At 64.3% G+C, this 22,626-nt stretch carries 21 protein-coding genes; 8 read left to right on the top strand and 13 right to left on the bottom strand.

Annotated elements, in window-relative coordinates; genetic code table 11:
* Nucleotides 1-26: 26 nt before the first annotated feature.
* The 9 genes from B3P22_RS03480 to bioB all read right to left on the bottom strand — a co-directional run bounded on the left by B3P22_RS03480 (nt 27) and on the right by bioB (nt 9,242).
* Complete coding sequence (locus tag B3P22_RS03480) at nt 27-1,346, bottom strand: GGDEF domain-containing protein (RefSeq protein ID WP_419096407.1); 1,320 nt, start codon at nt 1,344-1,346, stop codon at nt 27-29.
* A 113-nt stretch (nt 1,347-1,459) separates the two neighbouring features.
* Nucleotides 1,460-3,265 (bottom strand): phenylacyl-CoA dehydrogenase, encoded by a 1,806-nt coding sequence (locus B3P22_RS03475; RefSeq protein ID WP_296269886.1) that lies wholly within the window; start codon nt 3,263-3,265, stop codon nt 1,460-1,462.
* 169 nt (nt 3,266-3,434) lie between these two features.
* On the bottom strand, nt 3,435-4,169 hold the full coding sequence (locus B3P22_RS03470; RefSeq protein ID WP_296269885.1) for a putative metalloprotease CJM1_0395 family protein: 735 nt from the start codon (nt 4,167-4,169) through the stop codon (nt 3,435-3,437).
* A 52-nt stretch (nt 4,170-4,221) separates the two neighbouring features.
* Nucleotides 4,222-4,521 (bottom strand): hypothetical protein, encoded by a 300-nt coding sequence (locus tag B3P22_RS03465; RefSeq protein WP_296269884.1) that lies wholly within the window; start codon nt 4,519-4,521, stop codon nt 4,222-4,224.
* A 99-nt stretch (nt 4,522-4,620) separates the two neighbouring features.
* Nucleotides 4,621-5,307, bottom strand: coding sequence for a dethiobiotin synthase (bioD, locus tag B3P22_RS03460; RefSeq protein WP_296269883.1), 687 nt, complete (start codon nt 5,305-5,307; stop codon nt 4,621-4,623).
* Between the two features lie 71 nt (nt 5,308-5,378).
* On the bottom strand, nt 5,379-6,218 hold the full coding sequence (bioC, locus tag B3P22_RS03455; RefSeq protein ID WP_296269881.1) for a malonyl-ACP O-methyltransferase BioC: 840 nt from the start codon (nt 6,216-6,218) through the stop codon (nt 5,379-5,381).
* On the bottom strand, nt 6,211-6,933 hold the full coding sequence (locus B3P22_RS03450) for an alpha/beta fold hydrolase (RefSeq protein WP_296269880.1): 723 nt from the start codon (nt 6,931-6,933) through the stop codon (nt 6,211-6,213). The genes bioC and B3P22_RS03450 overlap by 8 nt, the downstream gene beginning before the upstream one ends.
* On the bottom strand, nt 6,926-8,095 hold the full coding sequence (bioF, locus tag B3P22_RS03445; RefSeq protein ID WP_296269878.1) for an 8-amino-7-oxononanoate synthase: 1,170 nt from the start codon (nt 8,093-8,095) through the stop codon (nt 6,926-6,928). Before bioF ends, B3P22_RS03450 begins: the two co-directional genes overlap by 8 nt.
* A gap of 88 nt (nt 8,096-8,183) precedes the next feature.
* Complete coding sequence (gene bioB / locus B3P22_RS03440) at nt 8,184-9,242, bottom strand: biotin synthase BioB (RefSeq protein WP_296269877.1); 1,059 nt, start codon at nt 9,240-9,242, stop codon at nt 8,184-8,186.
* A 197-nt stretch (nt 9,243-9,439) separates the two neighbouring features.
* Between bioB and B3P22_RS03435 the strand changes: the two genes are divergently transcribed.
* The 5 genes from B3P22_RS03435 (at nt 9,440) to rarD (ending at nt 13,839) form a co-directional block, all read left to right on the top strand.
* Entirely contained in the window at nt 9,440-9,733 is a 294-nt protein-coding gene (locus B3P22_RS03435) for a hypothetical protein (RefSeq protein WP_296269876.1), read from the top strand.
* 43 nt (nt 9,734-9,776) lie between these two features.
* Nucleotides 9,777-10,517 carry a ComF family protein gene (locus B3P22_RS03430; protein ID WP_296269875.1) on the top strand — a complete coding sequence of 247 codons (741 nt, stop codon included), beginning with the start codon at nt 9,777-9,779 and terminating at the stop codon, nt 10,515-10,517.
* Nucleotides 10,518-10,575: 58 nt separating this feature from the next.
* Nucleotides 10,576-11,340, top strand: coding sequence for a TOBE domain-containing protein (locus B3P22_RS03425; protein WP_296269874.1), 765 nt, complete (start codon nt 10,576-10,578; stop codon nt 11,338-11,340).
* A gap of 186 nt (nt 11,341-11,526) precedes the next feature.
* The gene (locus B3P22_RS03420) at nt 11,527-12,501 is read left to right on the top strand and encodes a serine/threonine protein kinase (protein ID WP_296269873.1); all 975 of its coding nucleotides are present in this window, start codon (nt 11,527-11,529) and stop codon (nt 12,499-12,501) included.
* A gap of 438 nt (nt 12,502-12,939) precedes the next feature.
* Nucleotides 12,940-13,839 (top strand): EamA family transporter RarD, encoded by a 900-nt coding sequence (gene rarD / locus B3P22_RS03415; protein WP_296269872.1) that lies wholly within the window; start codon nt 12,940-12,942, stop codon nt 13,837-13,839.
* Nucleotides 13,840-14,109: 270 nt separating this feature from the next.
* Here the strand turns inward: rarD and B3P22_RS03410 are convergent, their stop codons facing one another.
* On the bottom strand, nt 14,110-14,628 hold the full coding sequence (locus B3P22_RS03410) for a glycine cleavage system protein R (RefSeq protein ID WP_296269871.1): 519 nt from the start codon (nt 14,626-14,628) through the stop codon (nt 14,110-14,112).
* A gap of 32 nt (nt 14,629-14,660) precedes the next feature.
* Entirely contained in the window at nt 14,661-15,110 is a 450-nt protein-coding gene (locus B3P22_RS03405; RefSeq protein WP_296269870.1) for a GNAT family N-acetyltransferase, read from the bottom strand.
* 358 nt (nt 15,111-15,468) lie between these two features.
* Between B3P22_RS03405 and B3P22_RS03400 the strand changes: the two genes are divergently transcribed.
* The 3 genes from B3P22_RS03400 (at nt 15,469) to B3P22_RS03390 (ending at nt 20,514) form a co-directional block, all read left to right on the top strand.
* A complete protein-coding gene (locus B3P22_RS03400) occupies nt 15,469-17,646 on the top strand; it encodes a malate synthase G (protein WP_296269869.1) in 2,178 nt (725 codons plus the stop codon).
* 238 nt (nt 17,647-17,884) lie between these two features.
* Nucleotides 17,885-19,816, top strand: coding sequence for a putative nucleotidyltransferase substrate binding domain-containing protein (locus B3P22_RS03395; protein ID WP_296269868.1), 1,932 nt, complete (start codon nt 17,885-17,887; stop codon nt 19,814-19,816).
* Nucleotides 19,813-20,514, top strand: a complete 702-nt coding sequence (locus B3P22_RS03390; RefSeq protein WP_296269867.1) for a 3'-5' exonuclease — start codon at nt 19,813-19,815, stop codon at nt 20,512-20,514. Before B3P22_RS03395 ends, B3P22_RS03390 begins: the two co-directional genes overlap by 4 nt.
* A 92-nt stretch (nt 20,515-20,606) precedes the next feature.
* On the opposite strand, the gene yegQ is transcribed toward B3P22_RS03390, so the two are convergent.
* Nucleotides 20,607-21,914, bottom strand: coding sequence for a tRNA 5-hydroxyuridine modification protein YegQ (gene yegQ / locus B3P22_RS03385; RefSeq protein ID WP_296269866.1), 1,308 nt, complete (start codon nt 21,912-21,914; stop codon nt 20,607-20,609).
* 173 nt (nt 21,915-22,087) lie between these two features.
* Nucleotides 22,088-22,594 (bottom strand): hypothetical protein, encoded by a 507-nt coding sequence (locus B3P22_RS03380; protein WP_296269865.1) that lies wholly within the window; start codon nt 22,592-22,594, stop codon nt 22,088-22,090.
* Nucleotides 22,595-22,626 lie beyond the last annotated feature (32 nt).

Genomic DNA, 22,626 nt, shown 5'->3' with positions numbered 1-22,626 from the left:
GGCCGTGACCGCTGGTCTGCCGAGGCCTACTCGCGCCCCGGTGCGAGCTTCACGGCGCCGCGCCGCTGCCCGGCGCTGCGGATGCAATTGCGCCCGGCCGCCTTGGCGCTGTACAGGGCCTTGTCCGCTTCCTTGATTACTTCCTGCGGATTGCGCTGCTCGCTCTGACGCTCGGCTACGCCCATGCTCACGGTCACCGATACCTCGCCAGCCGCCTTGCCGGCGCGGCGCTGCTTGCCCTCGCGGTCATCGCGCGGCCGGCTTTGCTTGTCGCGCAACTGCATGCGGTACTGCTCGATGATCAGGCGCACCGCCTCCATGTGCGGCAGACATTGCTCCACGCTCTTGCCGGGAAACAGCAGGGTGAATTCCTCGCCACCGTAGCGATAGGCCTTGCCGCCACCACCGACCTTGCGCAACTGGCTGGCGACCAGGCGCAACACCTGGTCGCCGACGTCGTGACCGTGGGTGTCGTTGAATTTCTTGAAGTGGTCGACGTCGACCATGGCGATCACATAATCGCGTCCCAGGCGCTGCAGGCGCTCATTGAGCGCACGCCGTCCCGGCAGCCCGGTCAGCTCGTCACGGAAGGCCATCTGGTAGGCCTCGTGGGCAACGGCAGCCACCAGCATGAGCATCACCAGACTGATCATCACCTGCAGCGCGTTGGCCAGGATGAATACCTGCGGCAGCATCCACAGCAGGCCGAACAGCCCCACCAGCTGCGCTGCATGCAGCGGACGTGGGCGGCGCAGGTACTGCGTCAGCAATGCGATGAACGCCAGCAGGAAGGCCAGGTAGGACAGCTGGGCCAGATTCATCCAGGCGCCATGCAGCGAAGGCCAGTGAATCTGCGCCAGCCAGTCGGCGATGCCCTGCGGATAACGGCGCGCCAGCCCGACGGCCACCGCGCTGACTGCCAGCAACACGAGGGCGCGGGCGAACATGTCCTGAACCAAGTGCGAACGCTCCTCCCAACAGCCGTAGAGGGCGTAAAGAAGGGGCAACAGAAGGCAGATCAGATGAAAGACCAAGGCCGCATCGTCACGCACCTGGCCGTTGTCACGGAAGTGATCGATCTGGGTATCGAGCAGGAAATAACCGACATACAGCGCCAGCAGCAAGAACACCTCGCGCTGACGGCCATAGACCAGGCAGAAGGCGCCACCGAGCAGCAACAGCAAGGTCGGCAGCACGTTGAACAGCGAGATGAAGAACTCGCTCAACACCGGCAAGCGTGCAGCCACCAACGCACCGACCAGCAAGGGCAGCGAGGAGAAGAAGTGACTGAGGCGCAGATTGGCCAGGCGGATCACACTGACATCCTTGGCGAGAGATGAAGGCATTTTGCCTGCTTCGACTCCTGAAAACAGCGACAGGATGCGACATTCGCTTTAATACGGCGCAAAAACACAAACGCCGCCCCTGAGGGCGGCGTTCGTGTTCAACCGTGAAGGAATCAGAAGCCGAGCGCGAAATGCTCTTCTTCCATCTCCATCAGATTGTTGGCGCCGGACAGCATGGCTTCGACGTGCGCGCGGGTACGCGGCAGGATGCGTGCGAAGTAGAAGCGCGCGGTCTGCAGCTTGGCCTTGTAGAAAGCCTCGTCGCCGGTGCCGGCAGCCAGCTTCTCGGCAGCCAGGCGCGCCATGTCGGCCCAGAAGTAGGCCAGGCAGGCATAGCCGGAGTACATCAGGTAGTCCACCGAAGCGGCACCGACTTCCTCGCGATCTTTCATCGCCGCCATGCCGATCTTCATGGTGACGTCGCCCCACTCCTTGTTCAGCTTGGCCAGCGGCTCGACGAATTCCTTGACGGAATCGTTGCCTTCGTTGGCCTGGCAGAACTTGTGCACGATCTTGGTGAAGTTCTTCAGGGCACCGCCCTGAGTCATCAGCACCTTGCGGCCCAGCAGGTCCAGCGCCTGAACGCCGGTGGTGCCTTCGTACATCATGGAGATGCGGCAGTCGCGCAGGTTCTGCTCCATGCCCCACTCGCTGATGAAGCCGTGGCCACCGTAGATCTGCATGCCATGGGAAGCGGCTTCGAAGCCCACTTCGGTCATGAAGGCCTTGGCGATCGGAGTCAGGAAAGCCAGCAGCTCATCGGCGGCTTTCTTCTCTTCTTCGTCCTGGCTGTGCTGAACGATATCCACCTGCTTGGCGGTGAAGTAGACCATGGCGCGATTGCCTTCGGCGAACGCCTTCATGGTCAGCAGCATGCGGCGAACGTCCGGGTGCACGATGATCGGGTCAGCGGCTTTTTCCGGCGCTTTCGGGCCAGTCAGCGAACGCATCTGCAGACGCTCGCGAGCGTACTTGATGCCACCCTGGAAACCGACTTCGGCGTGGGCCAGGCCTTGCAGCGCGGTACCCAGGCGAGCGGTGTTCATGAAGGTGAACATGCAGTTCAGGCCCTTGTTGGCCGGGCCGATCAGGAAACCGGTAGCGCCGTCGAAGTTCATCACGCAGGTGGCGTTACCGTGGATACCCATCTTGTGCTCGATGGAGCCACAGGAAACGGCGTTACGCTCGCCTACGCCGCCTTCGACGTTGGGCAGGAACTTCGGCACGATGAACAGCGAGATACCCTTGGTACCGGCCGGGGCATCGGGCAGGCGGGCCAGAACGATATGGACGATGTTGTCGGCCATGTCGTGCTCACCAGCGGAAATGAAGATCTTGGTGCCGGTGACCTTGTAGCTGCCGTCGGCCTGCGGTTCGGCCTTGGTGCGCAGCATGCCCAGGTCGGTGCCGCAATGCGGCTCGGTCAGGCACATGGTGCCGGTCCACTCGCCGGAAACCAGCTTGGTCAGGTAGGTGTGTTTCTGCTCGTCGGTGCCGTGAGCGCCGATGGTGTTCATCGCGCCGTGGGAGAGGCCGGGGTACATGCCCCAGGACCAGTTGGCCGAACCGACCATTTCGCTGACGGCCAGGCCGAGGGATTCCGGCAGACCCTGGCCGCCGTGCTCGACGTCATGGGCCAGGCTCGGCCAGCCGCCTTCGACGAACTGCTGATAAGCCTCTTTGAAGCCGGTCGGAGTCTTCACGCCGGATTCGCTCCAGGTGCAGCCCTCGGTATCACCCACACGGTTCAGCGGTGCCAGAACCTGCTCGCAGAACTTGGCGCCTTCTTCGAGGATGGCGTCGACCATGTCCGGAGTGGCGTCCTGACAACCTGGCAGGCTCTGGTAGTGAGCTTCATAGCCCAGCAGCTCGTCACGAACGAAACGAATGTCACGCAAGGGGGCCTTGTAGTCAGGCATAACGGTAAACCTCTGCGGTGGATTCCTAGTAGTTGGGGTGACCGTCTTGGCGGTCGCTCTCGGGATCAGTCCCGGCTGCCTGGCCACTGAGGCTGCGGCCAAGGCAATCAAACAGGCGTTTGAAACATACGTTTACGCCATCCCCTTGTCAAGCGCTGCCAATCGGCCGCTACGCGACCAGATCGATGCGGGGCTCCGGCGCGGGCAATTCACCCAGACGCCGATAGAGATCAAGATTAGGCGCTGGCGGCAGAGCCTGCTGCGATTGCTCGGCAGACTGCTCCTCGGCGGAGTCAGACTCGCCGCGCGACTTGCGCTGCTCGACGGCGTCGTTAGCCTCTTCGCCCCGCAGCTCGGCGAGTTCGACGCGTGCCTGCGCCGCCTGCGCCTGGGCCAGCGCGGCGACGCGCAGGTCCTGCGGAGAAGGTTCGATGGGCGCGAGCGCTGCGCGCAGGACGATTTCCATCTTGCGCAGCGTCGCTTCGGGATCGTTGGGAACGGGGGCGGTGTCGATGCTGACTTCGCCGGACACGGCATAGCGCTGTCCGTCAGGGCCGCGCTTGAAGCTGTAGGTGGGCGCTCCGGCGTACTGTCCGCCAACGGCTGCATGCGCCTGCTCGTGAGTGCGAACCTCACGGTCGCGCTGCACCAGCTCGGTGACTTCCAGCTGCTGCTGGCGTTGTTCCTCGGGACTTAATTCGGGCTTGCCGGCAGGCGATGCAGCGGGGTCGCGATCAGCCTCTTCCCGCTCCGAGGCAGCGGAGTCGGCCTGCTGCTCCTGTGGCGCAGCCACTGGCGCCTGATCGGCACGAGCGATATCGGCAGATACATCGGAAGTCAGCGGCCTGGCCGAACTGACGGAGGGCGCTGGGGTAAAAGCTGGCAGGCTGTTGCCGATCTGCATGAGCGCCCTCCTGCCGCGCTACCGGCCGCATCCGCAGCCGGGGTGAAACTAACTATGCGCGGGTGTCGATCAAGGTACCCAGCACTTCGTCGGCGGTGTCAACGACGCGTGCGTTGGCACGCACTTCGTTTTCACCGACGCGCAACGCGACGAGACTTTCGGTCAGGTCGGGACGGCTTCGCTCGGAGGCCTGCGTACTGGGGTTGACCTGATTCTGCGGCGGCGTTTGTGTAGTTTGCTGCGGCGGGTTGACGGTGTTGCTGGCGATATCACCGGCAGCCTGCTCGACGCGGCGTTGCCCGGCCTGGATACCGTTCAAACCCGAATTGAATGCGTTGGCGGAGATTTGCATCGGCAACCCCTCTGGGGATGTAGAACCTAATGGCCAGTATTGAAGCAGAAATCGGCTAAAAAACGTACAGACAAAAAGCTATGATCGCGTTGCTGTTTATTACCAGCCAGGTAGCCGCTGCAGATCGAGGTACGCCGAAACCGCATCGGCACTGGCGTTCTCAAGCCGTGGCACATGCCCCAGGCATGGGACAGACAAGCGCTCGGCGAGGGTCGCCAGATTGTCCTCCAGCCGCGATGTTCGCGGCTCGACGATATTGGCCACCCAGCCCGCCAGTTGCAGACCATCGCGGCCAATGGCTTCAGCGCTCAGCACGGCGTGGTTGATACAGCCAAGACGCACGCCGACTACCAGAATCACCGGCAGCCCCAGCGCGATGGCCAGATCCGAGAGCGTCTGCGCGCCGGACAGCGGCACGCGCCAGCCCCCCGCCCCCTCGACCAGGGAAAAATCGGCGCCCTTGTCCAGAATGTCGCGTACGGGCTGATAGAGGCTGGCGACATCCAGTTCGACGCCAACTTCGCGTGCCGCCAGGTGCGGTGCGATGGCCGGCTCGAAGGCCAGCGGGTTGACCTCTTCATAGCGCAGCGGCAGCGAGCACTGCGCCAGCAACGCCAGCGCGTCGTCATTGCGCAGCCCCTGCGCCGTGCTCACGCAACCGGAAGCCACCGGCTTGGCCGCCGCCGTGCTCAGACCATGCAGACGCGCCGCATGCAGCAGACCAGCGGCGATGGTGGTCTTGCCGACCTCCGTATCGGTGCCGGTGACGAAATAAGCCTGGGCCATCTGATCCCCCGTAGCAGCGAGCCCTGCTCGCGAAGCTTGTCTGTTACCTGGTTGTCACGCGAGGTTCGCGTCTATGAAGGCTTCCGCAGCACGCCGTATACGACCTGATAGGTCGTCGGCAGCCCATGCGGCTGGCGAAAGCGCTCGTAGGCCTCGATCAGCGCGCGAATGCGCGAACGCCCGGTCAAGCCACCCGGCCGCCCCGGATTGAGATTGTGCGCGCCGAGATCCCTGAGCGAGCCGGTCAGGCTGCGCAGATCGGGGAAATGCAGCACCTCGGCCTGGCGTTGCAGGGTCAGCGACTGCAAACCACTGGCGGCGCACATCTGCTGGTAATCCTCGAAACGCCGAAAGCGATTGACGTGGACGAAGCCATCGACCGCCAGCCAGCTGTCGCGCAGCTCCTGGAGGGTACCCACGCACAGGCTGGAAAAAGCCAGCACACCACCAGGGCGCAACACGCGCTGCGCCTCGCTCAGCACCCGCGGGAAATCGCCGCACCATTGCAGCGCCAGACTGGAGAACAGCAGATCGACACTGGCGTCCTGCAGCGGCAGCGCCTCGGCATCGCCGGCAACGAAATACGCAGCGCCACCCTGTGGCCTGGCATGACGCAACATGCCTTCGGCGATGTCCAAAGCCAGGCCTTCGCCCTGCGCATAACGCTCGGCCAGGGCGCGAGTGAAGTGACCCGTGCCGCAGCCCAGGTCGAGCCAGCGACGCGGTTGCAACGCTGCCGGTAGTTGCGCCAGCAGCTGCGTGCCGACCGTACGCTGCAACTCGGCCACCGAGTCGTAGCTTTCTGCCGCCCGGGAAAAGGATGCAGCCACCTGACGCTTGTCCGGCAGAGCGCAAGTCGCGCTGTGCGCGCCGGGAGACACGCGCAGTGCATGCGCGCAATGTTCAGACATCGCAGGCCTCGCGGATGAAATCGAGCATCAAGGCCGCCAGCGCATCCGCCTGTTCGAGCACGAAGGCATGGCCGCAGTCTTCCAGCACATCCACCTCGCCGCCAGGCAAAAGCGCCAGCAGGTCATCGGCAGCGGCGGCGGGCACCAGGGCGTCCTGCTCGGCCAGCAGATGCAGTTGCGGGCCGGCGAACCCGGCCAGCGCCGCACGGTTGTCCAGACTGGCCAGCAGGCGCAGCCCGGCCAGCAGAGCGGACTGGTCGCTGGTCGCCAGACGGCCTTGCAATTGGCGTGAAAGCCGTCGAGCATCGGCGCCCCCCTGAGCGCAGAGCATGGCGAAACGCTTGAGGGTAACGCCGGCGTCATCCTGACAACCCTGATAGAAGGCGGCGTAGGTTGGCACCGGCATCGCTGCGCGCCAGGTATCGCCGGCGACGAAACAGGCATTACTGGCCAGAGTGATCAGCCCACGGCAGCGCTCGCCGCGCCGTGCCGCCAGGGCCGTGGCGAGCATGCCGCCAAGCGACCAGCCGGCCAGCCAGCAATCATGCGGTAGGCGCGTATCCAGTTCGTCGAGCCAGTCGGCGGCGGCTGCACTGGCTAACCGCGGCAGGGCCGGCAGCTGCACGTTCAGGTCATATCCAAGCGCGTCCGCCAGTGGTTGCAATACAGCGCTATCCAGGCCCCAACCCGGCAACAGAATCAGCGTCTCACGCATTGCTTTGCACCTGTGGCCAACATTCGGCTAGCGCTTCAAGCAGCCGATCGAGCTGCGCCTCGCTGTGCGCGGCGGACAGGGTCACGCGCAAGCGCGCGCTGCCAGCTGGTACGGTCGGAGGGCGAATAGCGCCAACCAACAGGCCGCGATCCCTGAGCAACGCTGACAGCTTGAGCGCGCGGGCACTGTCGCCGACCAGGATCGGCTGGATCGGCGTCGGGCTGTCCATCAGGCTCAGGCCGATCTCGGCGGCGCCCTGACGAAAACGCCCGATCAAGCGCTGCAAATGCTCGCGGCGCCAGTGCTCACTGCGCAGCAGCTCCAGGCTTTTCAGCGTGGCACAGGCCACCGCCGGCGGCTGGCTGGTGGTGTAGATGTAGGGACGGGCGAACTGGATCAGGGTCTCGATCAGCTCCTCGCTGCCGGCAACGAAGGCACCGGCGGTACCGAAGGCCTTGCCCAGGGTGCCGACCAACACCTGCACATCATCCTGGCCCAGGCCGAAGTGCTCGACGATGCCGCCACCCGTCGCGCCCAGCGGGCCGAAGCCATGGGCATCATCGACCATCACCCATGCCCGGGCCGCACGCGCCTCGGCGCACAGTGCAGGCAGATCGGCCAGATCGCCGTCCATGCTGAACACACCGTCAGTGACCACTAGGCGATTGCCGCTGGCCTTGTGCAGACGACCGGCCAGGCTTGCTGCATCGTTGTGCAGGTAGCGCGAGAATCGCGCGCCCGAGAGCAGACCGGCATCGAGCAGCGAGGCATGATTGAGGCGATCTTCCAGCACGCTATCGCCCTGCCCCACCAGCGCGGTGACCACAGCCAGATTGGCCATGTAACCAGTGGAGAACAGCAGTGCCCGGGGCCGGCCGGTGAACGCGGCCAGCGCCTCTTCCAGTTCGTGGTGCGGCGTGCTGTGGCCAATCACCAGATGCGAAGCGCCGCCGCCAACGCCCCATTTTTCCGCGCCCTGCTGCAGTGCGCGAATGATCTCGGGATGATTGGCCAGGCCGAGGTAATCGTTGGAGCAGAAGGCCAGCAGTTGCTCGCCGTCCACCTCTACCTGCGGCCCTTGCGGGCTCTGCAGCAACGGGCGCTGGCGGAACAGATCGGCGGCCTGGCGCTCGGCCAGGCGCTTAGCAAGATCGAAACTCATGCACGTTTCCCGTAGGAGCGAGCGTCGCGAGCGAAAAGCCAGGACAGGGTGTCATTCGCGAGCAGAGCTCGCTCCTACATAAAAGGAATCAGGCCGAAGCGGCGTTGTAGAACAGTCTGGAATCACGCTGCTCGACCAGCGCCTGCTCGATGGCGGCCTGATGCACCTCGTCGGCGTGCTCTTCACGCTCCTCCGGCTTGATACCGAGGCGCTTGAACAGCGCCATGTCCTTGTCCGCCTGCGGGTTAGCGGTGGTCAGCAGCTTCTCGCCGTAGAAGATCGAGTTGGCGCCAGCCATGAAGGCCAGGGCCTGCATCTGCTCATTCATCTGCTCGCGGCCGGCGGACAGGCGTACATGGGATTTCGGCATCATGATGCGCGCCACGGCCAGGGTGCGGATGAAGTCGAAGGGGTCGACGTCCTTTTCCTCGGCCAATGGCGTGCCCTTGACCTTGACTAGCATGTTGATCGGCACGCTCTCCGGATGCTCCGGCAGGTTGGCCAGCTGGATCAACAGCCCCGCGCGATCGTCCACCGACTCGCCCATGCCGAGGATGCCGCCGGAGCAGATCTTCATCCCCGCCTCGCGCACGTAGGCCAGGGTTTGCAGGCGCTCGCCGTAGGTACGGGTGGTGATGATGTTGCCGTAGAACTCCGGCGAGGTATCGAGGTTGTGGTTGTAGTAATCCAGCCCGGCTTCGGCCAATGCCTGGGTCTGCTCCTGGTCGAGCCGGCCGAGGGTCATGCAGGTTTCCAGACCGAGCTTCTTCACGCCTTTGACCATTTCCAGCACGTAGGGCATGTCCTTGGCCGACGGATGCTTCCACGCCGCGCCCATGCAGAAACGGGTGGAGCCGATCGCCTTGGCCTCGGCGGCGGCCTCCAGCACCTTCTGCACTTCCATCAGCTTTTCCTTATCCAGGCCGGTGTTGTAGTGGCCGGACTGCGGGCAGTACTTGCAGTCTTCCGGGCAGGCGCCGGTCTTGATCGACAGCAGCGTCGAGACCTGCACGCGGTTGGGGTCGAAGTGCTGGCGGTGCACGCTCTGCGCCTGGAACAGCAGGTCGTTGAAAGGCTGCTCGAACAGGGCGCGAACCTCGGCGAGGCTCCAGTCGTGACGGGTGGAAGTTTCAGCGGTTGCGCTCATCAGAGAAGTCCTTCGACGCTTGGCGGCATCTGTTGTCGGGCCCACAGCGGGGCATTCAGGCTTTGGCCATCATAAGTAGCGATTGGATGCTGTCAACCACGATAAAGACACAGGTTTACATCTGATCATTTATCGATCAATAGAACTTATGTTATGGCACAAGGCCAAATGCTTACCTCTCACACAGGATGTTCTGCATGCAGGTTGAAGGTTTTTTTGAAGGACTCGGCGAAGCGCTGGGTCGCGCCATCCGTTTTATCGTCGACATGCTGTCCGGCGTGCTGGGCGCCATGGCCGATGCCATCGACGATTTCCTCCATGGCCTGGCCAGGGCCATTGGCATGGACGTGTCGATCTTCAGCGTCATTCTGCTGATCATCGGTCTGCTGTTTCTCTTCAGCGGCGTGCGCTCGTTCCTGCGCGGCTCGATCATCGGCGGGGTGATCTGGGTGTTTCTCGGCCTGATCGTCATGGGCTGGCTGATCCGCTGACGCTGGCTAAACTTCCGGCACCACCGCTCACGGACGAGCCGCCATGCCACCGCTCGATCTCACTTTTCTGCAACGCCTGCCCTGGCTGCAATCACGCCGCCATTGCCAGCTTTGCGATGAAGCAACCGATCACCTCACGCACAGCATCTGCACCGCCTGCGAAGCCGAGCTGCCCTGGCTCGGCGCGCACTGCCGGATCTGCGCGGTGCCGTTGCCAGCCCATGACATGATCTGCGGCGCCTGCCAGAAAAAGCCGCCATATTTCAGCCGAGTGGAGGCGCCCTGGCGCTATGCCTTCCCGGTCGACAACCTGATCACCCGCTTCAAGCATCAGAAGCAATGGCCTCACGGCCGCCTGCTCGCTGAACTGCTGGCCGAGCACCTGATTCATGCCTATGACGAAGGCCTGCCGAGGCCGCAGGCGCTGCTGCCGGTGCCTCTGGCGCGCAGACGACAACGGCAGCGCGGCTTCAACCAGGCGCAGATGCTTGCTGACTGGCTTGGCGCCTGCCTGAAGCTGCCGGTACACAATGACTGGCTGCAGCGCCGTATCGATACGCCCTCCCAGCAGGGTCTGGACGCTGCGACGCGCAAGCGCAATCTGCGTCAGGCATTCAGCATCGGCCCTCATGCGCAGGTTGCCGGTACTCATCTGGCGCTGGTCGACGACGTGCTCACCACCGGCGCCACCGCAGGCATGCTCGCCCACCTGCTGCGCCGCGCCGGCGCCCTGCGCGTCGACGTCTATTGCCTGGCTCGCACGCCGCGGCCGGGCGATGGCTGACTTGACGCGCCCGGCACAGTCGCGCACCGTGCCGGCATCTCTCTGGCCACACCCAACCATGTCTCAGCTCGATCCCCTCGCCCAACTGCTCAGCCGCCGACCGAAACGCCTGGCGCTGCTCGAACAGATCGCCGAACAAGGCTCCATCACTCGCGCAGCCAAGGCTGCGGGGCTGAGCTACAAGGCTGCCTGGGATGCCATCGACGAGTTGAACAATTTGTCCGAACAGCCTCTTGTCAGCCGCAGCGTTGGCGGCAAGGGCGGCGGCGGCGCGCGCCTGACGCCTGCTGGCGAACGTCTGCTGGCCCTGCAGCGACGTCTGCAGGCGCTGCAGGCGCAATTGCTGCAGGCAGCCGGTGATGATGCCGACCTGGAGCTGCTTGGCCGCCTGATGCTGCGCACCAGCGCACGTAATCAGTTGACCGGCCGCGTGCAGGCGATTCATGCGCACGGACATAACGACCTGATCGATATCGAGCTGCCCGGTGGCAGCTACCTGCAGGCGCTGATCACCCATGACAGCACGGAAAACCTGCAACTGAGCGAAGGCAGCAGCGTGGTCGCCCTGATCAAGGCCGGCTGGCTGGAGCTACAACCGCTGAGCCAGCCGGTAGATCCCAATCGCAATGCGCTCGAAGGCCATATCGAGCGCATTCTGCCGGGCAGCGATGGCCCGAGCGAAGTGCGCGTGAGCCTGGCCAACGGCCAGACGCTCTGCGCCTCGGTCGAGCCGGAACAACTGGCCAGGCTGGGCGTCGCCGCCGGCGACCCGGTGCGCGCACAATTCGCTGCCAGCCAGGTTTTGCTGGGTACGCAACTGTAGGGCGGGTGCGAGCCGCCAGAACCGTAGCCCTCCAGGAAATTTCGCAAAGGCTTGCCCCGGATTTCATCCGGGCTACAAGGAGGTAGAGCGAGTGCAACCGCCAGCGATGTTGGCGGCGGGTTGCACCCGCCCTACGGCAAGACCATCCGCCAGGTACACTGTGCATCCACCTTTGCGGAGCCGCACATGAGCCATCCCTTTTCCACCCTCACCCCGGATCTGGTGCTCGATGCCGTGGAGAGCCTTGGCTACCTCAGCGACGCCCGGGTACTCGCGCTCAACAGCTACGAGAACCGTGTCTATCAGGTGGGTATCGAGGGCGAGACGCCGCTGATCGCCAAGTTCTATCGCCCGGACCGCTGGAGCGATGCGGCGATCCGTGAGGAACATGGCTTCAGCTTCGAACTGGCCGAGCATGAGGTGCCGGTGGTAGCGCCATTGGCGCGCGATGGCGAGACGCTGTTCGAGCACGGTGGTTTCCGTTTCGCCCTGTTCCCGCGGCGCGGCGGGCGCGCGCCGGAACCGGGCAACCTCGACCAGCTGTATCGCCTCGGCCAGTTGCTCGGGCGCATGCATGCGATCGGCGCAAGCCGCCCCTTCGTCTACCGTGAAACCCTGGCCGTGGACAACTTCGGCCACGCCGCCCTTGCCTCGCTGCTCGACGGTGGCTTCGTGCCGCGCAGCCTGCTGCCGGCTTACGAGTCGGTGGCGCGCGATCTACTCGCCCGCCTCGACGAACTGTTCGCCCGCGTGCGCTACCAGCCGATACGCGTGCATGGCGACTGTCACCCCGGCAACCTGCTGTGCCGCGACGACGCCTTCCATATGGTCGACCTCGACGACTGCCGCATGGGCCCGGCCGTGCAGGACCTGTGGATGATGCTGGCCGGCGAGCGTCACGAGCGCCTCGGTCAGCTCGCCGAACTGGTCGATGGCTATCAGGAATTCCACGACTTCGCCACACGCGAGCTGCCGCTGATCGAAGGCCTGCGCGCCCTGCGCCTGATGCATCACAGCGCCTGGATCGCCAAGCGCTGGGACGACCCGGCCTTTCCTCTGGCCTTTCCCTGGTTCGCTGGCGAACGCTATTGGGGCGATCAGATTCTCGCCCTGCGCGAACAACTGGCGGCGCTGGATGAGGAGCCGCTGCGATTGTTCTGAAGCGCAGCCTGGATAAGGTCCGGCGCCGTATTCCCCCGGATTTCATCCGGGCTACGCGACTGTTCTGAGGCGTAGCCCGGATGCAATCCGGGAGTGCAATCCGGATTGCATCCGGGCTACAGGATCATCGCGGCTATCGAGAGCAGAAGCCTTCGCGGCTGAAGCCGCTCCTAGCGGGCAGGTGGACATCTGTAGGAACGGCTGGGCGGCATTCCGCGTCAGCCGCGATGCTTTTTGTCCGATGCCAAGGACCTGGGACGGCATTTGGACTACCCAGCGAGCCCCTGCATACCGATACAGTTGCGCACGCCGCGTAAAGTTTGCCTTACGACTTTGCCGGCGCTTCGGTATACAGAAAAAGCTGAACGAACAGACAGCCCTGTGGCCAGAGCGCTAGAATTTCGCGGCAACCGTTAGCTGCCTAACCAAGGATTCTCGATGGCCACCGCCAACCCGCAACGCGGGTACATTCTGGGCCTTACCGCCTACATCATCTGGGGCTTGTTCCCGCTCTACTTCAAGGCCCTGCAAAGCGTACCGGCGATGGAAATCATCGTGCACCGCGTGCTGTGGTCGGCGCTGTTCGGCGGCTTGCTGCTGCTGGTGTGGAAACACCCAGGCTGGTGGCGCGAGCTGCGTGACAACCCCAAGCGCCTGGCGGTGCTGGCCGGCTGCGGCCTGCTGATCGCGACCAACTGGCTGGTGTACGTGTGGGCGGTGAATAACGAGCGCATGATCGAGGCCAGCCTGGGCTACTACATCAACCCGCTGATCAACGTTTTGCTCGGCCTGCTGATTCTCGGTGAACGCCTGCGCCGCCTGCAGTGGTTGGCGGTCGGCCTGGCTGCGCTGGGCGTGCTGCAGCAGCTTTGGCAGGTCGGCAGCCTGCCCTGGGTGTCGCTGGTACTGGCGCTGACCTTCGGTTTCTACGGGCTGATCCGCAAGCAGGCGCCGGTGGCCGCGCTGCCCGGCCTGGTGGTGGAAACCTGGTTGCTGGTCCCCGTGGCGCTGGCCTGGCTGGTGCTGCACCCTGCGGCGATGAGTAGCCAGGCGAGCTTCTGGACCAGCAGCGAAGCACTCTGGCTGGCAGCCGCCGGGCCGATCACCCTGGTGCCGCTAGTGTGCTTCAACGCCGCAGCCCGGCACCTGCCCTACACCACGCTGGGCTTTTTGCAGTACCTGGCGCCGACGCTGGTGCTGCTGCAGGCCATCCTGCTGTTCGATGAACATTTCGCGCCCAGCACCTTGCTGGCCTTCGCCTGCATCTGGGCCGGCCTGTTTGTATACAGCCTGGATATCTGGCTCAACCTGCGCAAACGCCCTTCTGCGAGAACCTGACGCCGTAACCGGCTAGCGTCCACCGCTGGTGTCGGCGCCGCCCGGGCCGTGGTGCACATGCGCAGAAAACAACCAACTCTGCCCAAACCGCGCCAACTCTGGCGCGGCCCGTTTCGTCCCCGGCTTATCCACAGCTCCATCCCCGGCGTTTGTGCACAAGCCTTTGATCTTGCTGGATTTTTAGCCAGCCAATGAAAAGCCCCGGGACACTAGGCAGTGCGCCGGGGCTCCCCAGTTTATCCACAGGCTGATCCACGCCTGCCGTGGATATCACTCCTCGGCGCGCAGATTCAGCTCTACCATCAAATCGTCGGCCAGGGTCTCCAGGCGCGCCTGCAATTGCTCCAGAGCCAGGGTCTCCGGAACGGCAAGCAGCGCCTCGGCGGTGAACAACAGCTCGCCGCTCATCGGTGCTGGTGCCACCTCGGTGAGCAAGCTCTCCAGGTTGACGCCCTGCTCGGCCAATACGCGGGTGATGTCGCGCACGATACCGGGACGGTCGTTACCCACCAGCTCCAGGCGAATCGCGGCGAAACGCCCGCCTGGTTCACTACCGCTGGCCGCCAGCTGCACACGGATGCCCTGCGCACTCAACCCCTCGAGTTCCTTGATCAGGCCGCCATGAGCCTCGGCCGGCACATCCACCCGCACGATCCCGGCGAACTGCCCGGCCATGCGCGCCATCCGGCTCTCCAGCCAGTTGCCGCCATGATTGGCCACGCAGCCGGCCAGACGCTCGACCAGGCCGGGTTGGTCCTCGGCAATCACCGTCAGTACCAGATGATCCATGTACTACCTCACTCGTTCACAGGATGGGAAAGTCAGTCGCGCAGCGACAACCAGTAGGTGAAGAACTGTTCGTCGCGCACATAACCGAGCCGCTCGTAAAGGCGCTGACCGGCCAGGTTGGTCTTCGCCGTCTCCAGTTGCAGACCGCAGGCCCCGGTTGCCTCGGCATGGGCGCGGGCAGCATTCATCAGCGCCTCGCCAACGCCGCAGCGGCGCGCGCTTTCGTCGACATACAGATCGCTGAGCAGCCAGGCCGGTTCCAGCGCCAGCGAGGACAGAAAGGGATATAGCTGCACGAACCCCTGCGCGGCGCCCTGTCCGTCACGGGCGATGAACAAACACGAATCTCCGCGCTCCAGCCGCGAGCCGAGGAAGGCGGCGATGTCCGCATCGGCCCGTGACACCTGATAGAAACGCAGGTAGCCGGCAAAGAGCCGGATGAGATCGACAAGATCGGCAGCAGAAGCAGCGGAAACCGTCATGACAGGCTCCAGAAGGCGTGTCGGGCAGTATAGGCGAGGGACGCGTAGGCCATATTGATGCCGTTGTCAGTAGCGGGATCAATTAATCGTGTACGTTTTTAATTATTTTATGGAACAATAGCGCCGCTTTTTGCACACAGAGCGTATTCAGCATGACCCGAATTAGTCTTTTGGTCGCAGTCTGACGCGCAACCACTGCATTTCCCCGGAATCTTGATGTAGTATGCCGCGCCACGGACTACAAGACGGCCAGCCCGTCTCCGACGAGCCTCTCTGAAAGCGCAGGCGCTGATCCGCAGGTCGTTTTCAGAGGTGCCCGAAGCGGCGATTGAGTAAAGCTCAGAGAGTGAGGCAAGTGATGACTGAACGCGTTCAAGTCGGTGGCCTGCAGGTCGCCAAAGCCCTGTACGACTTCGTGAACAACGAAGCCATTCCCGGTACCGGCATCGCTGCCGACCAGTTCTGGGCCGGTGCCGCCGCGGTCATCAAGGACCTGGCGCCGAAGAACCGCGCCCTGCTGGCCAAGCGCGACGAGCTGCAGGCGCAGATCGACGCCTGGCACCAGGCGCGCAAGGGTCAGGCCCACGACGCCGCCGCCTACAAGGCCTTCCTCCAGGAAATCGGCTACCTGCTGCCGGAGCCGGAAGACTTCCAGGCCACCACCGGCAACGTCGACGAAGAAATCGCCCGCCTGGCCGGCCCGCAGCTGGTGGTGCCGGTGATGAACGCGCGCTTCGCCCTTAACGCCTCCAACGCCCGCTGGGGCTCGCTGTACGACGCACTGTACGGCACCGACGTAATCAGCGAGGAAGGCGGCGCCGAGAAAGGCAAGGGCTACAACAAGGTACGTGGCGACAAGGTCATCGCCTTCGCCCGCGCTTTCCTCGACGAAGCCGCGCCGCTGACTGCCGGCTCGCACGTCGACTCCACCGGCTATGCCATAGTCGACGGCAAGCTGGTCGTTGCCCTCAAGGGTGGCAGCAACAGCGGCCTGCGTGACGACGCGCAACTGGTCGGCTTCCAGGGCGAGGCCAGCGCGCCGATCGCCGTGCTGCTCAAGCACAACGGCCTGCACTTCGAAATCCAGATCGACGCCTCCAGCCCCATCGGCAGCACCGACGCCGCCGGCGTGAAAGACGTGCTGATGGAAGCGGCGCTGACCACCATCATGGACTGCGAAGATTCCGTCGCCGCCGTCGATGCCGACGACAAGGTGGTGGTCTACCGCAACTGGCTGGGCCTGATGAAGGGCGACCTGGCCGAGGAAGTGTCCAAGGGCGGCAGCACCTTCACCCGCACCATGAACCCGGATCGCGTCTACACCAAGCCGGACGGCTCGGAGCTGACCCTGCATGGCCGCTCGCTGCTGTTCGTGCGCAACGTCGGCCACCTGATGACCAACCCGGCCATCCTCGACGCCGAAGGCAACGAGATTCCGGAAGGCATCCAGGACGCGCTGTTCACCAGCCTGATCGCGGTGCACAACCTGATCGGCAACACCACGCGCAAGAACACCCGTACCGGCAGCGTGTACATCGTCAAGCCGAAGATGCACGGCCCGGAAGAAGTCGCCTTCACCAGCGAGATCTTCGCCCGCGTCGAGGATGTGCTGGGCCTGGCCCGCAACACCCTGAAAGTCGGCATCATGGACGAAGAGCGCCGCACCACCGTCAACCTGAAAGCCTGCATCAAGGCCGCCAGCGAGCGCGTGGTGTTCATCAACACCGGTTTCCTCGACCGCACCGGTGACGAAATCCACACCTCCATGGAAGCCGGCGCCGTGGTGCGCAAGGCCGCGATGAAGAGCGAGACCTGGATCGGTGCCTACGAGAACAACAACGTCGACGTTGGCCTGGCCACCGGCCTGCAGGGCCGCGCGCAGATCGGCAAGGGTATGTGGGCCATGCCGGACCTGATGGCCGCCATGCTCGAGCAGAAAGTCGCGCATCCGCTGTCCGGCGCCAACACCGCCTGGGTCCCGTCGCCGACCGCCGCCACCCTACACGCCTTGCACTACCACAAGGTCGACGTATTCGCCCGTCAGGCCGAACTGGCCAAGCGCACCCCGGCTTCGGTGGACGACATCCTGAGCATCCCACTGGCCAAGGACACCAATTGGTCAGCAGAAGAAATCCGCAACGAGCTGGACAACAACTCGCAAGGCATTCTCGGCTACGTGGTGCGCTGGATCGACCAGGGCGTCGGCTGCTCCAAGGTACCGGACATCAACGACGTCGGCCTGATGGAAGACCGCGCCACCCTGCGCATTTCCAGCCAGCTGCTGGCCAACTGGCTGCGCCACGGCATCGTTACCGAAGCGCAGGTGGTCGAAAGCCTCAAGCGCATGGCGCCGGTGGTCGATCGTCAGAACGCGGCTGACCCGCTGTATCGCCCGATGGCCCCGGACTTCGACAACAACGTCGCCTTCCAGGCCGCGCTGGAGCTGGTGGTCGAAGGCACCAAGCAGCCCAACGGCTACACCGAGCCGGTGCTGCATCGCCGTCGTCGCGAGTTCAAGGCCAAGAACGGCCTCTGATCGCTGCGCAGTGAACGAGCCGCCTCCGGGCGGCTTTTTCGTATCCGCCTGGCCGGGAGCAGGCTTGTGTGGGAGCGGACTCGTCCGCGAACGATATTTGCACAAAAGCTTCGCAGCCAAGGCCGCTCCCACAGGGCTGCCTTCTCGGCGGGAGCTGCGCCCCCTACTTAGGTGCAATGGGCAAAGCGCCGAGACCGCACCACACTGACAACATCCCGAAACTGCGAGGCGCAAGCCCATGAGCAAGGCCGACGCGATGGCCGATGCGGGCAAGACAGCGGTGCTGCAGAACATCCACGGCACCATGGAGTTCCTGCAGAAGTTCCCGCCTTTCAACCAGATGGACACCGCTCACCTGGCGTTTCTGGTCGAGCATTGCCAGCTGCGCTTCTATGCCGAGGGCGACTCGATCATCAAGCCCAGCGACGGCCCGGTCGAACACTTCTACATCGTCAAACAGGGCCGCGTGCATGGCGAGCGCCCGCACAGCGCCCGTCGCGGCACCGAGACCACCTTCGAGATCACCGCCGGCGAGTGCTTTCCCCTGGCCGCGCTGATCGGCGAGCGTGCCACGCGCACCGAGCATCTGGCCGCCGAAGACACCTTCTGCCTGCTGCTGGCCAAGGTCGCCTTCGTCAAACTATTCGCCGTCTCCAACCCGCTGCGCGACTTCGCCCTGCGCGGGGTCAGCAGCCTGCTCGACCAGGTCAACCAGCAGGCGCAATTGCGCGCCGTCGAAACCCTCGGCGCGCAATATTCGCTGGACACCCGCCTGGGCGAACTGGCCATGCGCCAACCCATCGGCTGCGCGCCCGACACGCCGCTGCGCGATGCCGTGCGACTGATGCACGAACAGCACGTGGGCAGCATCGTGGTGCTCGATCCGGCCGACAGGCCGCTGGGCATTTTCACCCTGCGCGACCTGCGCCGGGTAGTCGCGGACGGCGTCGACCTGGCCCAGCCGATCGGCAATCTGATGACGCCCAACCCCTTCCATCTGGCGCCGGATGCCAGCGCCTTCGATGCCGCCATCGCCATGACCGAGCGGCATATCGCCCACGTCTGCCTGGTGGAGCATGAGAAACTCCGCGGGGTGATTTCCGAGCGCGATCTGTTCAGCCTGCAGCGTGTCGACCTGGTGCATCTGGCGCGCACCATTCGCCATGCCGGCAAGGTCGAGACCCTGGCCGGGCTGCGCAGCGACATCCGCCTGCTGGTCGATCGCATGCTCGCCCACGGCGCCAGCTCGACGCAGATCACCCATATCGTTACCCTGCTCAACGACCACACCGTATGCCGGGTGATCGAGCTGACCCTCGAGGAAATGGGCGATCCCGGCATCCCCTTCACCTGGCTGTGCTTCGGCAGCGAAGGCCGCCGCGAACAGACCCTGCACACCGACCAGGACAACGGCATTCTTTTCGAGGCCAGCGATGCCGCCGAGGCTGCCGCGATTCGTGAGCGCCTGCTGCCGATCGCGCGCGAGATCAACCAGCGCCTGGCACAGTGCGGTTTCACCCTGTGCAAGGGCAACATCATGGCCGGCAATCCCGAGCTGTGCCTGTCGCGCCAGGAATGGTCACGGCGCTTCGCCGGCTTCGTCCTCGAAGCCACGCCGGAGAACCTGCTGGGCTCGTCGATCTACTTCGACCTGCGCACCATCTGGGGCCCGGACGAAGGCTGCGAGCAACTGCGCAGCGAGCTGCTCGGCCGCGTCGCCAGCAACAGCCTGTTCCAGAAGATGCTGGCCGAGAATGCCCTGCGTCAGCGCCCGCCGGTCGGGCGCTTCCGTGATTTCGTGGTGGCCCGTTCCGGCGCCGACAAGGACACCCTCGACCTCAAGGTGCAGGGCCTGACGCCTTTCGTCGACGGGGCACGCCTGCTGGCGCTGGCCAATGGCATCGGCGCGGTCGGCACCATGGAACGCCTGCGCGCGCTGATCGCCAAGGGGGTGATCGATGCGCTGGATGGCGCCGCCTATGAAGAGGCCTACCATTTCATTCAGCAGACGCGCATGCAGCAGCACCAATTGCAGGCGCGCGACGAGCTGCCCTATTCCAATCGGGTCGATCCCGACCACCTCAACCACCTGGACCGGCGTATTCTGCGCGAGTCGTTCCGCCAGGCGCAGCGCCTGCAGAGCAGCCTGGCCATGAGGTATCAGCTATGAGCAGGTTCACCTGGTTCACCGGCCGCGGTCCGGCCCTGACCCAGCAGCAATTGCAACGTCGCCAGACCTTGAGCGCACCGGCAGCATTCGACGAACGCCCCCTGCATGAGCAGCGCTTTGTCGTGCTCGATCTGGAAACCAGCGGTTTGAACATGCGCCGTGATCAGGTGCTGGCCATCGGCGCGGTGGTGATCGACAACGGCGCCATCGACTTCGCCGAACAGTTCGAATGCACCCTGCACCAGCCCGATCATCAGGCCAGCGCCAGCACCCTGATCCACGGCATCGCCCCCAGTGAAGTGGCCCGCGGCGTCGACCCCGCCGAGGCGCTGCTGGACTTCATGGAGTTCGTCGGCAGCAGCCCGCTGCTGGCCTTCCACGCGGGCTTCGACCAGCGCATGCTGGCCCGGGCATTGCGCCAGAGCCTGGGTTATCGCCTGCAGCACAATTTCTTCGATGTTGCCGAAATTGCCCCGCTGCTGTGTCCGCAGGCACGCATCCGCCAGGGCGGGCTGGACGAGTGGGTTGCCGAATTTGGTCTGCAGGTGCACCAACGCCACAACGCCAGCGCCGATGCGCTGGTTACCGCCGAACTGGCGCTGATGCTGTTCAGCAAGGCGCGCCGCCAAGGCATCGACAGCCTCTGCGAATTGGAGCGTCAATTGGCCAGCCGGCGACGCCGCCAGCACGCGATGTAATAGGTGCTTGTAGGGTGGATGACGCTTCACCCATCCACCAAGGTTGTTGCCCTCATGGTGGGTGAAAGGAGCGTCATCCACCCTACGAAAACCTAGAGATCGCGCATCAGCAGCCCGAATTCCAGCTGCACATCCGCCGGCAGCGGCAGATACAGGACGTGGCCATCGCCAGGCGCCACCGGCTGCGCCTGCCCTTGAGCATTCTGCAGGTGCTCCAGGCCGAAACGAAGGTTGCCCTGCGGCGTCATCAGCTCCAGGCCGTCGCCGACGGCGAAGCGGTTCTTCACCCGCACTTCGGCCAGCTCGCCACGGCGTTCGCCGGTCAGTTCGCCGACGAACTGCTGATGCTCCGACACCGAGCTGCCGCGCTGGTAGTTCTGGTATTCGTCATGCACGTGGCGACGCAGGAAACCCTCGGTGTAACCCCGATGCGCGAGTGACTCCAGGCTGCCCAACAGGCTCGGGTCGAACGGCTTGCCGGCCAGCGCATCGTCGATGGCGCGGCGGTAGACCTGCGCGGTGCGCGCCACGTAGAAATGGCTCTTGGTGCGCCCTTCGATCTTCAGCGAATGCACGCCCATGCGCACCAGGCGCTCGACGTGCTGCACCGCGCGCAGGTCCTTGGAGTTCATGATGTAGGTGCCGTGCTCGTCTTCGAAGGCGGTCATTTCATCGTCCGGCCGCCCTGCCTCCTGCAGCACGAATGCCTGGGTGGTCGGCGCGCCCTGGCCCAGGGTCGGCTCGACCACGCGGACGATTTCGCCCAGCTCGTTCTCGCTCGCCGGCGTGGCCTGGTACTGCCAGCGGCAGGCGTTGGTGCATGTGCCCTGGTTGGGATCGCGGCGATTGATGTAGCCCGACAGCAGGCAGCGCCCGGAATAGGCCATGCACAGTGCGCCGTGGACGAACACCTCCAGCTCCATGCCCGGCACCTCGCTGCGGATCTCCTCGATTTCCTCCAGCGACAGCTCGCGCGAGAGGATCACCCGCGTCAGCCCCTGCTGGCGCCAGAACTCCACGCTGGCCCAGTTCACCGCATTGGCCTGCACCGAGAGGTGAATCGGCATCTGCGGATAGTGCTGACGCACCAGCATGATCAGGCCGGGGTCGGACATGATCAGCGCATCGGGGCGCATCTCGATCACCGGCGCCAGGTCCTTGAGGAAGGTCCTGAGCTTGGCGTTGTGCGGGGCGATGTTGACCACCACGTAGAACTGCTTGCCCTGCGCATGCGCCTCATCGATGCCGAGCGCAAGGTTGGCATGGTCGAACTCGTTGTTGCGCACGCGCAGGCTGTAGCGCGGCTGCCCGGCATACACCGCATCGGCGCCGTAGGCGAAGGCGTAGCGCATGTTCTTCAACGTGCCGGCCGGCGACAGCAGTTCGGGGGAAAACGACATGAAACACCTGCATGCAAGGCAAAGCAGGCGATTCTAGGCAGGCTGCGCAGACGAACATTGATCTGCATCTATGAAAGGCCAGGCGTTGCGCCCGGCCTTTGCCGATTAGGGTGGGAGCCAATCATTCGCGACCATGGCCTTCACCGAGGCAAATCATCGCGAATGAATTCGCTCTACATGCAGACGCGCTGGTACAGCACCTCGTCCTTGTCGACACGCTTGAGTTGAGCGACCTTAGGCTGCTGCTTATCGTCCAGCGGCAACAGTTCGGCTGTCGTGCAGTTGAGCAGATGCGCCTGGTGCGACACGTGATCGATGTGCTGTTTCTCGAAACGGTAGAGCATGAACTCGGCCACTTGCGCATCCGCCACCTGCTCGCGCACCACGCTCTTGCTGTCGAGCACGGTGAAGGCGGTGACCATCGGCACGAAGTAGCTCCACGGGCGCCAGAACACGTGACCCGCTTCGGTCGCAACGACGACCGACTCCGCGGGCTGACGCGCCTGCTGGTGCTCGAACCAGGAGTACTCGTAGAACACCTGGTAACTCAGCATTCCCAGGCCACCGAACAGTGGCACGATCCACCTCGGCAGCTTGTTACGCGTCAGTTTGCGCAGCAGCAGAGCGATACCGGCAGCGCCGAGCCCCGCCACCACGATGGCAAGCAAAGTCCACAACATATGACTGTTCCCGAAAAAAGACGGGCCTCCAG

It is taken from the genome of Pseudomonas sp. UBA6323, from assembly GCF_002439135.1.
Taxonomy (GTDB): Bacteria; Pseudomonadota; Gammaproteobacteria; order Pseudomonadales; family Pseudomonadaceae; genus Aquipseudomonas.
Note: the sequence above shows the minus strand (reverse complement) of the source record. Positions and strands in the feature narration are given on the sequence as shown.